Origin of the sequence: Streptomyces lincolnensis, assembly GCF_001685355.1 — a bacterium.
Lineage (GTDB): Bacteria > Actinomycetota > Actinomycetes > Streptomycetales > Streptomycetaceae > Streptomyces > Streptomyces lincolnensis.
Map to the genome: position 1 here is coordinate 6,261,275 of NZ_CP016438.1, position 13,323 is coordinate 6,274,597.

The following is a 13,323-nucleotide window of genomic DNA, read 5'->3' on the forward strand; positions in this document are numbered from 1 at the left end:
CTAGTCCGAATCACAGGGGGGTCCTGGACGCCCGGCCAACGATTGGCCGTCTGGTCCCGGTGAGTTCACCTGAATGTCGTTTTGGCTTCCTAAGTTTCCCCAGAATCCCCCCACGTCTCGATAAACCCAAGAACACAGCCAAAGCTGGGTAAAAAAACAACGGGAGTGCCATGACGACAGTCCAGAAGAGGCGTGCACGTGCGCGTGGAGGGGAGCTGGACGAATGCCTGCGCGCCTGCGCGGCGCACAGCGGCAAGGTCGTGGGCAGCGTCGACCGCCGCCGGGTCGAACTCGGTGAACAGCTGCGCAGGCTGCTGGTCGTCTGGGGGACGACCGGCGCCACCGCTCCCGCGCCCGCCCCGGCCGGCGGCGCCACCGCGCTGCTCAAGCGGGCCGTCAAGGGCGCCGCGACCCCGGCCCCCGGCATCCCGGCCGAGCTGCTGGACGCCCTGCTCGCCGTCGCCAACAAGGCCCTGGAGTGCGGCTACGACGACGAGCTGAACCTCGCCCTGGTCATCAGCGACACCGTCCTCGCCCAGCGCAGGAACTCCCGCGCCGGCTGGCGGCTGCGCGCCCGCCTCCTGGAGACCCTCGGCGAGGACGGCGAGGCCCTGGAGGCGTACGAGCGCTACCTCGCCCTCACCGACGACGACGGTTTCGGCGTCCGCGCCCGCGTCGACGGCCTGCGCACCGCGGCGCGGACGGAGCGCGAGCTGTACGCACTGCTCGGGCGGCAGTGCCCGCGCGCCCGGGAGTTCACCGGCGCCCCGGCCACCGAGGTGTGGGCCGAGGGCCTGGCCGCGCACGCCGTCGGCGACTGGACCGCCGCCGAGCCCCGGCTCGTGGGAGCGCTCCTCACCCTGGCCGCCGAGAGCGCCCCGGTGCAGGACCGGCAGGAACTGCTCAGCCAGTACCTCGACCTGCGCCTCACCCGGGAGACCGACCTGCCCGCGCTCACCGAGGCCGTCGCCCTCTACGCCGAGCAGCGCCGCAACCGCATGCGCGGCCCCGTCACCGACCCCACCGTCGGCGGCGTGCAGTGGATCACCCTCGGTGAGTTCCGCAACCAGATCGCCGGCAAGTCGATCTGCCTGATCGCCAACTCCGGGCGGGTCGGCGCCAGTTCGATGGGCTCGCGGATCGACGACTACGACCTCGTCGTGCGCTTCAACTCCTACCGGATCGACCCGAAGCACACCGGTGGCCGCACCGACATCCACGTCACCATCCACAAGCACGGCTTCAACTGGGACCAGCGCGTCACCACCCGGCTGGTGTTCGGCGGGGTCTCCGGCGACTGGAAGTACTCGCTGCGCAACCGCCTGGTGCCCGGCGCCCAGACCTACCTCGGCGACGAGTCGCTGCGCTGGCCCGTCCGCAACATCGGCAAGGTCTCCACCGACGTCTGGTCGGGCATCCCGACCTCCGGCTTCAACATGCTCTGGCTGTTGGACTTCCTGGACGTCAGCCCCACCCTCGACCTGATCGGCTTCGACTTCTACGAGAGCGGCGCCTACCGGGTGCCCGAGGCGATGAAGCTGGCCATCACGTCCGTGCACGAGTACACCAGCGAGAAGGAGTGGGTCATGCAGCGGGCCCAGAGCGTGACCGACATGAGGATCTCCCTGCGATGACCACGACCTCCCCGATACCCGCCGCCACCCGGGCGCCCGCGACCGACGCCCACGCCCTCACCGGCAAGCGCCGCATCGCCTTCGCCAGCTACGTCGACGAGAACTACCTCCCTGGCTTCCTCGTCCTGCTCAAGAGCCTCGCCCTGTCCAACCCGGGCGTGTGCGAGGACTTCGTCGTCCTCTACGACGACCTGCGCCCCGGCTCGATCGCGAAGATCCGCGACCTGCACCCGCGCATCGTCCTCAAGCGGGTCGACGCCGACCACTACGACGCGTACAAGAAGGGCGACCAGGACAACTACCTGGTCCGCAAGGCGTACTTCATCCTGGACGTGTTCCGGATCCGCGAGTACGACACGATCATCACGCTCGACACCGACATGGTCGTCCTCGGCGACCTCGGTGAACTCCTGCGCCTGCGCGAGGGGCTGGCGGCCGTCCCGCAGTTCTTCTACGGCCGGCACAAGCTCAACTCCGGTCTGCTGGTCATCCAGCGCGAGTACCTGACCGACGAGTTCTGCGCGAAGCTGGACCGCTGCGGACGCTCCGGTGACTACGAGCTGGACAAGCACGACCAGGGCATTCTCAACGCCGTCCTGGACGGCGACTTCCTGCGCCTCGACGCCCGCTACAACTTCGTCAAGCGGCGGCTCTCCGGCGACCTGCCCGTCCCGGACGACACCGCGATCCTGCACTTCACCGGCCGCCACAAGCCCTGGCAGGGCGGCGAGAGCGGGTACTCCCAGGCGGAGGAGCGCTGGCGGTCGTACGACCTGGACGACGCCGACTTCCACGCCGCGTACCTGGCCTGCTCCGGCGGCCTCCACCACGACCTGCTCGTCCACTACGGCACCCCGCACGTGGCCCGCACCGGTGACGTCGAGGCCGCCCGCAAGGTGGCCGCCGCGCACATCGCGTCCGGCGACTACCAGGACGCCGTCGACATCCTGAGCGGTGTGCACATCCCGCTGGACGAGGCCTGGCCGCACGAGGTCCTCGGGCACGCCCTGATGAGCGTCTCCCGGTACGAGGAGGCCAGGACCCAGCTGCTGCTGGCCGCCGCCGCCCCCAACCGGGCCGCCACCGCCTACGCCCGGCTCGCCCAGATGGCCTGGGTGCACGGCGACAACACCGAGGCGCTCAAGTACGCCACGGCCGGTATGTCCGTCGACCCGACCCACCGCCCCAGCCGGCTGTGGGCACAGCGCGCGGCCGCCGTTCCCTCGCAGGAACTGGGCGCGGCCGAGGACCAGTTGGCGCACGTCGCCTTCTACATGGACCGTCAGGGCAACGCCGGCGACAAGCTGCTCCCGGAGAGCGTCCGCTCCGCCTTCGGCCCGGACACCGGCTCGCGCCGCTGGTACCCGGTGCACGCCCACCGCCTCTTCGACGAGGCCGCCCTCCAGCGGGTCAACCGCCGCCGGGGCCTGGTCATCGGCGGTGGCGGCCTGTTCATCCCGGACACCATGCCCAACGGCAACAGCGCCTGGCAGTGGAACGTCCCGGACGAACTGCTCAAGCGCATCGACGTCCCCGTCGCGGTCTTCGCCGTCGGCTTCAACGCCTTCGACGGCCAGTCCTACCGGGCCGGCCGCTTCCGGGAGTCGCTCCGGCTCCTGGTCGAGCAGTCCTCCTTCTTCGGACTGCGCAACCACGGCTCGATCGAGAAGGTCCGGGCCATGCTCCCGGACCACCTGCACGGCAAGATCCGCTTCCAGCCCTGCCCCACCACGGTCACCCGGCAGCTGGTGCCCGACTGGCAGGACCCGGCCGAGCGCGACGACACCATCCTGATCAACGCCGCCTACGACCGCGCGGGCCTGCGCTTCGGCCACGACTACGGCTACTTCCTGGCCCAGATGGCCCAGGCGGTACGGGACCTGGGCGAGCTGGCCGAGGTGCGGTGCGTGGCGCACTCGCTGGACGACGAGAAGATCGCCTTCGACCTGCGCCGCGAGCACGGCATCTCGCTGCCCGTCATCCCGATGTACGACTTCGAGAACAAGGAGATCCTCGACCTCTACGCCCGCACCAAGCTGGTCATCGGCATGCGCGGCCACGCGGGCATGATCCCCTTCGGTGCCGGCACCCCGATCATCAGCCTCATCTCGCACCCGAAGATGGCGTACTTCCTGCGGGACATCGAGCGCCCCGAGTGGGGCGTCTCCGTCCACGACCGCCATCTCGCGGCACGTCTGGTCGAGCGGTCGAAGGACCTCCTCGCCGACCACGCCAAGACGGTCGCCGACGTGCACGGCCGGCAGCGGGAGCTGTGGCGGGCCACCGAGGCGAACGCGGCCGACCTACGGGTCATCCTGGGCGGCTGACCCATGGCGACCGCCCTGGCCGACGAGGCCTCCGCCGAGGCCCGGCCGCGCCGGCGCGGCCACCGGTCACCCCTGTGGTGGCCGGTGGTCGCCCTGCCCGCCGCCGTGGCCGTGGTGTACACCGCGGCCACCCGGGGGCTCACCGGCGACCTGCACTACGTCCTCGCGGCCCTGCGCACCGGCCGCGCGGCCGGCTATTCCCCGTCCGAGGTCTTCACCCACCGCCCGTTCTTCTACCGGTGGTTCGTCGCCCTCCTCGACCGGCTCGCCCCCTTCGGGGGCACGACGGCGCGCGAGGCGACGATGAACGTGATCGGGGTCCTGCTCGCCGCCGCGGCCGCCTACGCGCTCCACGCGGCCCTGGTGCGCCGAACGAGCGGGCGTGAGGCCGCACTGACGGCCGGCGCCACCGGCCTGGCCCTGGCGCTCGCGCCCCGCAACGACTTCCTCCAGCCGGAGTGGGCGGCGGTGGTCCTCACCGTGGTCGCCGTGGCCGCCGCACTCGGCCTCCGGCGCCCCTGGCCGGCGGCCCTGCTCGCGGCGCTCCCGCTCGGGCTCGCGGTGATGATGAAGTACTCCACGGCCGCGACCGCCGCGATCGGCGTGCTCCTCGTCTACGCGGTCGACCGGGGCCGGGCGGTGCGGATCGCCGTGGTCGGCGTGCCCAGCGCGCTGGCGCTGTTCGGCATGAGCGTCCTGGCCGGGTCCCACGAGTGGCAGTGGACCGAGGACATGCCGCAGATCAACCAGTCGGCCCTCAGCCGTACCGGCATCCGCCCGCACTTCATCCTCGACCGCTCCCTGGACTTCCTCGCGGACCGCGCGATCGCGAGCCCGGTGCTGCTGCTCCTGCCGGGCGCGCTGCTGCTGGTCCTCACCCGGGTCCGGGGCCGGCTGCGGCGGGCCGAACTTCTCGCGGTGGCCGTGCTCGTCGGCCTCGCCGCGCAGGCCGTCGTGGTCGTCCAGGGCAACTGGTTCCTCTACCACGGGGCACAGATGCCCGTGGTGGCGGCGGCCCTGTGGGGCGTCGCGGTCGGGGGCGCCCGCCGCTCGCCGCCGTGGTGCTTCGGGGCGGTGTCCCTGCTGTACGGCATGGCGCCCGTGGTCTACGCGCAGCTGCCCGAGGAGTCGCAGCGGTCGTGGGAGGTGGCGGTGGCGGCGCTGGTCGCGCTGCTCGCGGCCACGGCGGACGTGGTGCTGGACAAGCGCCGGACCCGCAGCCGGTCGGCCGTCCTGGTCGCCCTGTCCGGTGTCGTCCTGCTGACCGCGAGCATCTGGCCGGGCTCCCCGCACCTGGTGCAGTACGGCAAGGTCACCAGCACCGGCGCCGAGTACCTGCGCTCGCAGCGCAACGCCGCCGAGGACGCCGACCGGATCCGCGCCGAGCTGCCGCCCGGCGCCCCGGTGCTGTACCTGGCCTTCGGCGAGGCGGCGTACGACCTCGGCCACCCGGCCCGGTGCCGCTACCCGATCGCCACGTTCCTCCAGCGCACCCGCTATCTGCCGGACGTGGCCGAGCTGAAGTCGTTCAAGGAGAACGCCGACTGCGTCGACCACGGCCCGGCCCCGTACGCGGTCCTGGAGCGGCCCTGGTTCCAGCCGGGCCGCGTCGACCCGGAGCTGTGGCGCCGGGTCACCGCGGTGTACGACTGCCCCCGTGGCGGGACCGAGCGGCTGGTGCTGTGCGTCAGGCGGTGATGCCGAGCGCGGCCGTCACCTTACGGGCCATCGCCACCGAGTAGCTCTGCCCCCGGTCCTGCGGGTAGATCTGCGCCATCGTCGCCAGCGTGACCCGGCTCATGGGTGTCTCATGGGCCGGGATCAGCGCCCGGTACTCGGGCGTGACCACCGGCTGCGCGAACCCGGCCCTGGAGAAGTGCCAGTCCTTGATCCAGGCCGTATCGAAGTCCGGGTTCACCCGCCGCAGATACGGCACGAACCGCTCCAGCAGCTCGGCCGGGTCGGTCGTGAACCGCCAGTCCTCGCGCTCCACGTAGTTGCCGACGTAGAGGATGTGCCGGCCGCCGTAGACCGACGGGTCGATCATCCGGGTGTGCTCGACCACCGCGAGGAACGGGAAGTCCGGCTCGTTGATGTTGAGCCAGTAGTACGGGATCACACTGCGGTCCAGTTCGAGGACGAAGCAGGTGGCGCCCAGGTACTGGTTGCGCCAGACCGTGTCGTCGGCCGACAGGCCCGCCGCCTTGGCGAAGACGGGCTGCGGGGTGGTGACGATCAGCCGGTCGAAGTCGTACGCCGATCCGTCGGCGCACCGCACCACCACGGTGTCGTCGTCCTGCCGTATCGATGCCACGGCCTTGCCGAACTCCACCTTGCCGCCGCGCTCCTCGATCCCGTCCCGCAGCGCCGCGTAGACCCGCTCGAACCCGCCGTCCACATAGCCGAGTTCGAAGGTCCGGCAGTGGATCCGGGCCCACAGCCACGCCATCGACACCTGCTCGGCCCGGTCCCCGAACTTGCCGCGCAGCAGCGGCTCCCAGATCGACGCCGTCGCCTTCTTCCCGGCCCAGCGCCGCAGCCAGGCCAGCGCGGTCAGGTCGCTGAACCGCTCGCCGTCGCGCACCGCCTTCAGCACCGCCGAGGAACCGGCGAAGCGTACGGCGTCGAGGGGGCCGAACTCCGGGAAGCGGAGCATGTCGAGGGGCGTGGTGAAGTCGATCAGCTTCCCGCCCCGGTAGATACCGGTGGTCGGCCGGTGAAAGCGCAGGGCGTCCCCGAGCCCCAGCTCCTCGATCAGGGCGATCATCGCCTTGTCGCTGCGGAAGATGTGGTGGTAGTAGCGCTCCAGCGGAACCCCGCCCACCTCCAACGAGGCCGCGAGCCCGCCGAGTTCGTCCGCCGCCTCCAGGATGGTCACCCGATGGCCCGCGCGTACGGCGTCCCAGGCGGCGGTCAGACCCGTGGCGCCCGCGCCGACGATGCCGAGGTTCATCCGAAACTCCATTTTCTGTTGAGCACGAACTGGAGCGCCAGGACCAGCGGCAGCGAGGCCGCCTTGACCACGTTGGCGTCGATCCCCAGGCCGTCGGTGAAGGCGAGGAAGAGCAGGTTCGTCAGGACGATGCCGGTCAGCCCGACGGCGTAGAACCGCAGGAAGCGCACGAGAAGGCGGTCGCGCCGCTCGAAGGTGAACCGCGCGTTCAGGACGAAGTTGTTGGCGATGCCCAGCGTCGTGCTGAGCGCGTTGGCGAGCTGTTCGTCCATCCCGGCCGTGTTGTGCAGCAGCAGGAAGGCGACGAGGTCGAGCACGACCCCGCTGCCGCCGATCAGGGTGTAGCGGACCAGCTGGCGCAGGGTCCTCGGCGGTGCCGCGGCCTCCTCAACGGCGGTCATCGTCGCCACCGATCACCTCGCGCACCAGATACAGCGGGCGCCCCTGCGCCTCGCTGTAGATACGCCCTATGTAGGCGCCGATGACCCCCAGCGACAGCATCTGCGTGCCGCCCAGGAACAGCACGACACACATCAGCATGGTCCAGCCGGAGACGGTGATGTCGGGCCGGAAGAACTTCATGGCCAGCGCGTAGACGATGCCGAGCAGGGAGAACGCCAGGACCACGAACCCCAGCCGGGTGATCATCTTCAGGGGTGTGGTGGAGAAGCTGGTGACGCCGTCGACGGCGAGGCGGGCCATCTTGCGCAGCGGGTACTTCGTCTCGCCCGCGAAGCGCTCGTCGCGGTCGAAGACGACCTCCTTCTGACGGAAGCCCATCGAGGCGACGATCCCGCGCACGAACCGGCTGCGCTCGCGGTACCGGCACAGCTCGGCGGCGACCTTGCGGTCCAGGAGCCGGAAGTCCCCGGTGTCCAGCGGGATGTCCACGTCGGTGGAGGCCCGCAGGACCCGGTAGTACAGGTGCGCGGTGGCCCGCTTGAACGCGGAGTCCTGCCGGGTGCGCCGGCGGGCGTGCACGATGTCCGCGCCCTCGCGCCAGGCGTCGACCAGCTCCAGGCTGACCCTGGGCGGGTCCTGGAGGTCGGTGTCCATCACGATCACCGCGTCGCCGCCGGCGAGGTCCAGGCCCGCCGTGATGGCGAGCTGGTGCCCGAAGTTGCGGGCGAGGTCGACCACCCGCACCCGAGGGTCCCGCTCCGCGAGGTCCTTGAGGATCGCGAGTGAGCCGTCGGTGGAGCCGTCGTTGACGTACACCAGCTCCGCGTCGAGATCGGGCCGGCCGGCCAGGGCCGCCGTCAGCTCGGTGTGGAAGGCGGCGATGCCGTCCCGCTCGTTGTAGACGGGCAGGACGTACGAGATCAGCGGCCGACGGGCGGGCCCCGGCTCCACCGCCGCGAGCGCGACGGGAGCCGGGGGCTGCGCGGACGGACGTATGTCCTGCTGGGTCATCTGGACCCGTCCGCGGTATCGAACGGGTGGGACCCGAAAGGTGTTTGACGCATTGGTGGAAGCTATGGAGGCTTCGTGAATCCCGGGAGAACGGCTCAGCCGTGGGGCGTGAACAACAGGTTCCTCGTCTTCGGCGGGCGGGACGCGGACGAGGGGACGAGCGTGCCGTCGTGTTCGGTGACCCAGTGGGCGTCGTAGCCGAGGGGTTCGAACTCGGCGAGGAGCGGATCCAGGGGCGCGCCCACCAGGGCCTCCAGCAGGACGGCCGGCCGGTCCCGCTTGAGCACCTGCCGGGCTCCCCTCAGCACCGACATCTCATGGCCCTCGACGTCGATCTTGACGAGGTCCAGCCGGGTCTCGGCGAACACGTCGTCCAGGGTGAGCAGCCGGATGCGCTTGAGCTCGGCGTCGGCGGCGGCGCCCTCCAGCGTGGAGCCGGTGGACAGCAGGTTGCCCGCGAAGCGGACGCTGATGTCGGCCCAGCCCGGCTCGTCGGAGACGCCCGCCTGGTGGAGCCGGACGTTCTGGACGCCGTTGGAGCGGACGTTCACCGAGAGACGGGCGTGCACCTGGTCCACCGGCTCGAACGCGTGCACCGTCGCCTTCGGGGCCGCGAGCGCGGCGATCAGCGAGAAGTACCCGACGTGCGCGCCGACGTCGGCGATCGTCCCGCCGCGCGCGGCCAGCCGGGCCCAGGTGGCGAGGGATCCGGGCTCGTAGCCGAACCGCCCGTTCCACAGGGCGTCGAGGGCGACCGCGTCGTCGTTCACGCAGAACATGACGAACGGTGGGCAATGGGGGGAATCGATCTCGGCGAAGCCCCGATAAGGGAACTTCTTCCGATGTGTGCGAATGATGTCACCGGTCGCCACCGGCCGGACGGATGGTGCGTGAGCCAGCATGCGGGCGTTGGCTTCTTCGAGCTGGGGGATACGCATTCGGCGATCGTAGGACCGGCCCCGGGGTCTGTCAGAGGGTCCGCGGAAATCGAAAAGACGAAAAAGGTCGGATCGTGGGTGCACGGTCCGACCTTTTCCGATGATCTGCTGTTCGGTAACTCTGAATTCATCCGTAATTCACTCAGCGGCGCACGGCCTTCTTCAGGGCCCGCGCCCGCCGTACCACCCGGCGGGCCGTGGCGTTGCGGGGCAGGAACGCCAGCCGCTCCGGAATTCCGCCGGGCAGACCCAGCGAGGTGAGCCGCTTGCGCTTGAAATAGCGCTGGGTGCGCGGCCGGAAGTGCTTCGACAGGTACCGCTCCGCCACCGGGCGCAGGCTCGGGTAGATCTGCGGCTGCATGCTGAAGCCGACCGCGGTGACCAGGTCGTTCAGCTCGTCCGCGGGCAGTGCGTCCTCGCCCTTGCGCAACTCCAGGTCCGGCAGCACGGCGTCGGCCAGCAGGGCCGGGACCCGGTTGCTGTTCTGGTACGGGGTGAGGCGGTCCAGGAGCCGCTCGGTGCCGATTCGGGCCACCGGAAGGTCGTAGAAGGAGGACGCCGTGAACAGGGCGGTCGAGAAGCAGCCGACGACGAGTGCGGGCCGGGCCTTCTCGAACAGCACCTCGGCGAGCACCGGCGTGTCCAGGACGGTGAGATCGACGCCGAGCTTCTCGGCCTCGGTCTCCAGGGCCCGGCTGTACCGGGCCGGGGCGGTGGGGTGCGGCTTGAACACGACCGACCGGTGCCCGCGCTCGACCGCGCCCCGCATCATCCGCACGTGCAGGTCCTCCTCCTCGGCCGGGGAGAGGATGTTCAGCGCGGACAGGTACTGGCCGAGCAGCAGCGCCGCGTCGTCGGGCAGCGTGGGCAGCTCCGGCAGGGATGCGGTGATCTCGCCGAGCACCTTGAGGAACGCCGTCGTCGGCACCACGGCCGGCGGCACGTCGAACTCGGTCAGCAGCATCGGCGTCAGACCCGGCACCAGGTCCAGGTGCAGCAGCCGGCGCACACGGGTGCCGACCAGCGGGTCGAGCTTGTTGCGGGTGGGGCCGTAGCTCATCAGGCCGTCGGCGTACACGTCGACCGGGGCGCCGGTGAACAGCTGCGCCACCGTGAGGGCGGGCGTGACCTGGATGGACTCCAGGACCAGCTCCACCCGGTCCTCGCCCAGGCCCCACAGCAGCCGCAGATAGCGCTCGAAGAGCGGGATGTCGTCGGCGCGCGGGGTCCAGGCGCCGGGGTGGAAGGGACGGATCGCCTCGTTCCAGGACAGCACCTCGTCGAAGTGGCTGCGCAGCGGCTCGAAGCCCGGCATTTGGTCGAGGGAGAGGGTGGTCTCCGGGGTCGCGGAGTTGTTGAAGACCAGCAGCACCCGGCGGTCCGGCTCCGCGAACAGGTCGGAGTCGATCCCGGCGGCCAGCGTGGCCACGCCGTACAGCGTGGAGGCGCAGAAGATCTGGGTGGTGCGCGGGCTGGTACGGGACATCAGGCGGCCGCCTTCGCAGTGATGACCCGGCGCCGCAGCCGGCGCAGCTTCGCGGAGCGGTTCAGGTCCATGGTCTCGAGTACGTCACCGAGCGCACCCTGCGGCATGCGCTTTATCGCCGCCGCGCTCATCGCCCGCAGCTGCTTGGCGACCGCCGGCTCCCACTTGGACTCGTCCGAGAGGTGGTGGGCGATGATCGCGCAGTAGGTGCGCACCGCCTTCGGCAGCAGCCGGTCGGCGTCCGGGTCCGCGGCCGTCTCCTCGATCACCTGGTCGAAGGCGCGGATGAAGTCCAGCTGGCGGGCGTCCCCGATCTGCGTCAGGGAGGAGGCCACCCCGCGCCGGTAGAACACGCCCAGCAGGCTCACCACGGCGAACGACTCCGCCTCACGGTGCAGCTTCCAGATCCACGGCCGGTCCTCGGCCGTGCGCAGCCCGTCGGTGAAGTGCAGCAGGCCCTTGTCGAGGAGACGGCGGTGGTAGGCGCCGGCCCAGGCGTAGGCGTAGTCCACGGAGGTGGTGCGGTCGGCGGGCAGGATCGCCTCGCGCGGGTTCAGCACCTCGCCGCGCAGCCCGACCGGCGCGCGGTGCACGCTGCGGGCGCGCGCGGTGGCCTGCACATGGTCGGTGCGTACGAAGTCGCAGCCCAGTCCCTCGATGGCCGACACCAGTTCGGTGAGGTAGCCGGGGGCGAGCCAGTCGTCGCCGTCCAGGAACGTCAGGTACTCGCCCTGCGCCGCGTCCAGGCCGGTGTTGCGGGCGGTGGCGAGTCCGCCGTTCTTCTCGTGGCGGATGTAACGCACCTGCGCGACATCCGACAGTTCTTCGGCCGCGCGTTCGAGAATTGCCGGGGTTTCGTCCTTCGATTTGTCGTCGACCAGCACGAACTCGAAGTCCCGCCGAGCGTTCACGCGAAGGCTTCTGAGGGTGTCCGGGGCGTATTGCTGCACGTTGTAGAACGGCACGATCACGGAAAGCTTTGGCACCTGCAAAACGTTAGAAGGCCCCCCGGCAGCGCAACTTTCCGGTGAAGGTACGGAGGGTGAACTCAATGTGTCGGAACGGTGCATCCCGTGTACTTCCCGGTCTTCGACGGGCCAGTTCGGCTCGCGGTGGCTTGTTGTTAACTTTTCGTTGAGTCGAGGTTGGGCCATACCTAGGAATTGCTTCCTAGCGTCTTCCTCGTGCCGCCAAGTACAACGAAGCTCCCGCGAATCGCCGTCCTCGCGGACTCGGACACCCGCTGGAAATGGGGTGCGCTGACCGCCGACCGCCTCGCTCCCGGCCCGTCCATGGAAGCCGCAGCGCGCGAGGCCGCGCAAGTCCGCCCCTCGCTGAGCGGATTCCTGCTGCGCGGGCGGGCCACGCCCACCCCGCGCCAGCTGCGCGAAGTGGGGGTCACCGCCGACTCCCTGCGGGAGGTCACGGCCGTCGAGTTCCTGCGCGCGATGGCCGAGGAGGAGTACGACGTCGTCGTCATCGCCCTCGTCGGCGGTGGCGTCCAGGCGATGCTGCACGGCCTGGCGCACGTCTGGGCCGGCCGCGACAAGCGCCCCGTCGTCGTCACCGGCTACGTCGGTGTCGTCTACGAGAAGCTCGCCGACGGCCTGCTCCTGCGGCACGGCGCGGACCTCGTCCTCGCCAACTCCCGCCAGGACGCCGAGCGTTTCCGCGCGGTCTACGAGGGTGTGGGCGCCGACGCCTCCTCGGTGACCGAGGTGGCCCTGCCGTTCCTCGGCGGGGACACCTACACCGGTGAGCACGACCCCTACCGGGTGGTCTTCGCCGTCCAGCCGTCGGTCCCGGACAACCGCCGCGACCGCGTCTACCTGCTGGAGCGCCTGGTGGGGCACGCACGACTGCACCCCGAGCGCGAGGTGCTGCTCAAGCTGCGCTCCAGGCCCGGCGAGCACACCACCCACATCGAGGAGCTGCCGTACCAGAAGCTGGTGCAGCGGCTCGACCCGCCGGCCAACTTCCGCATGGCCTACGGCCACATGGGCGAGGTCCTGGACCGCACCGACCTGCTGGTCACCATCAGCTCCACGGCCGCCCTGGAGTCCCTGCACCGCCGTATCCCCACCGTGGTCCTCACCGACCTCGGGGTGCGCGAGGTGCTCGGCAACCACCACTTCGTCGGCTCCGGATGCCTCGCCTCCTGGGACCAGCTCGACGCCGGGCACCGGCCCACGCCCGACGAGGAGTGGGTGGCCCGGCAGGGCGTCATTGCCGACGGTTCGTACGCGACCGCCTTCGACGCGGCCCGCGAGCGGATCGCCAAGCTGCTGGCGGCGCCCGAACTGCCCCCGCTGGCCCCGTACTACACACCCGTGACCGCGCCCGGCTACCTGCCCGGCATCCTCGCCCGCCACCACCTCGGCCCCGACGGCAGCCCGCTGCCCGGCGCCCCGGCCGCCGACAAGGAGCCCGGTCCGGTCCGGCAGATCGTCCGCCGGGCGGCCCGCGGCGCCTACCGGCACGGCGTGCAGCGCGTGGCCCCCGTCATCCGGCGGATGGGCGAGCTGTGAGCCACGCGACCCCGCCCGCCCGCGCCGCGCGCCGCGACCTTCCC

The 13,323-nt window shown here is 70.9% G+C and carries 10 protein-coding genes; 4 read left to right on the plus strand and 6 right to left on the minus strand.

Annotation, left to right across the window (positions count from 1 at the left end):
• The first annotated feature begins 170 nt into the window (after positions 1 to 170).
• Genes SLINC_RS28025 through SLINC_RS28035 form a run of 3 tightly spaced genes read left to right on the plus strand, consistent with a single transcriptional unit; the run spans position 171 to position 5,659 of the window.
• Positions 171 to 1,634, plus strand: coding sequence for a glycosyltransferase family 29 protein (locus SLINC_RS28025; protein ID WP_067438357.1), 1,464 nt, complete (start codon positions 171 to 173; stop codon positions 1,632 to 1,634).
• On the plus strand, positions 1,631 to 3,961 hold the full coding sequence (locus SLINC_RS28030; protein WP_067438360.1) for a glycosyltransferase: 2,331 nt from the start codon (positions 1,631 to 1,633) through the stop codon (positions 3,959 to 3,961). The genes SLINC_RS28025 and SLINC_RS28030 overlap by 4 nt, the downstream gene beginning before the upstream one ends.
• Before the next feature lie 3 nt (positions 3,962 to 3,964).
• Positions 3,965 to 5,659 (plus strand): hypothetical protein, encoded by a 1,695-nt coding sequence (locus SLINC_RS28035; RefSeq protein ID WP_067438363.1) that lies wholly within the window; start codon positions 3,965 to 3,967, stop codon positions 5,657 to 5,659.
• Here the strand turns inward: SLINC_RS28035 and SLINC_RS28040 are convergent.
• The 6 genes from SLINC_RS28040 to SLINC_RS28065 form a co-directional block, all read right to left on the minus strand.
• On the minus strand, positions 5,649 to 6,914 hold the full coding sequence (locus SLINC_RS28040) for an NAD(P)/FAD-dependent oxidoreductase (protein WP_067438366.1): 1,266 nt from the start codon (positions 6,912 to 6,914) through the stop codon (positions 5,649 to 5,651). The two genes, SLINC_RS28035 and SLINC_RS28040, sit on opposite strands and share 11 nt — an antisense overlap.
• On the minus strand, positions 6,911 to 7,315 hold the full coding sequence (locus tag SLINC_RS28045; RefSeq protein ID WP_067445784.1) for a GtrA family protein: 405 nt from the start codon (positions 7,313 to 7,315) through the stop codon (positions 6,911 to 6,913). The genes SLINC_RS28040 and SLINC_RS28045 overlap by 4 nt, the downstream gene beginning before the upstream one ends.
• The gene (locus SLINC_RS28050) at positions 7,302 to 8,327 is read right to left on the minus strand and encodes a glycosyltransferase family 2 protein (protein ID WP_067438369.1); all 1,026 of its coding nucleotides are present in this window, start codon (positions 8,325 to 8,327) and stop codon (positions 7,302 to 7,304) included. Before SLINC_RS28050 ends, SLINC_RS28045 begins: the two co-directional genes overlap by 14 nt.
• Before the next feature lie 95 nt (positions 8,328 to 8,422).
• Positions 8,423 to 9,097 carry an FkbM family methyltransferase gene (locus SLINC_RS28055; protein ID WP_159425367.1) on the minus strand — a complete coding sequence of 225 codons (675 nt, stop codon included), beginning with the start codon at positions 9,095 to 9,097 and terminating at the stop codon, positions 8,423 to 8,425.
• A 310-nt stretch (positions 9,098 to 9,407) separates the two neighbouring features.
• Positions 9,408 to 10,751 (minus strand): alpha-2,8-polysialyltransferase family protein, encoded by a 1,344-nt coding sequence (locus SLINC_RS28060; protein WP_067438375.1) that lies wholly within the window; start codon positions 10,749 to 10,751, stop codon positions 9,408 to 9,410.
• The gene (locus tag SLINC_RS28065; RefSeq protein WP_067445786.1) at positions 10,751 to 11,737 is read right to left on the minus strand and encodes a glycosyltransferase family 2 protein; all 987 of its coding nucleotides are present in this window, start codon (positions 11,735 to 11,737) and stop codon (positions 10,751 to 10,753) included. The genes SLINC_RS28060 and SLINC_RS28065 overlap by 1 nt, the downstream gene beginning before the upstream one ends.
• A gap of 198 nt (positions 11,738 to 11,935) precedes the next feature.
• Here SLINC_RS28065 and SLINC_RS28070 point away from each other — a divergent pair, with 198 nt between their 5' ends.
• Entirely contained in the window at positions 11,936 to 13,279 is a 1,344-nt protein-coding gene (locus SLINC_RS28070; RefSeq protein ID WP_079164755.1) for a DUF6716 putative glycosyltransferase, read from the plus strand.
• Positions 13,280 to 13,323: the final 44 nt, after the last annotated feature.

Coding starts and splice junctions, on each gene's coding strand:
- SLINC_RS28030 (WP_067438360.1), top strand. CDS start 1,631: ATGACCACGACCTCCCCGATACCCGCCGCCACCCGGGCGCCCGCGACC.
- SLINC_RS28060 (WP_067438375.1), bottom strand. CDS start 10,751: ATGTCCCGTACCAGCCCGCGCACCACCCAGATCTTCTGCGCCTCCACG.
- SLINC_RS28050 (WP_067438369.1), bottom strand. CDS start 8,327: ATGACCCAGCAGGACATACGTCCGTCCGCGCAGCCCCCGGCTCCCGTC.
- SLINC_RS28035 (WP_067438363.1), top strand. CDS start 3,965: ATGGCGACCGCCCTGGCCGACGAGGCCTCCGCCGAGGCCCGGCCGCGC.
- SLINC_RS28040 (WP_067438366.1), bottom strand. CDS start 6,914: ATGAACCTCGGCATCGTCGGCGCGGGCGCCACGGGTCTGACCGCCGCC.
- SLINC_RS28045 (WP_067445784.1), bottom strand. CDS start 7,315: ATGACCGCCGTTGAGGAGGCCGCGGCACCGCCGAGGACCCTGCGCCAG.
- SLINC_RS28025 (WP_067438357.1), top strand. CDS start 171: ATGACGACAGTCCAGAAGAGGCGTGCACGTGCGCGTGGAGGGGAGCTG.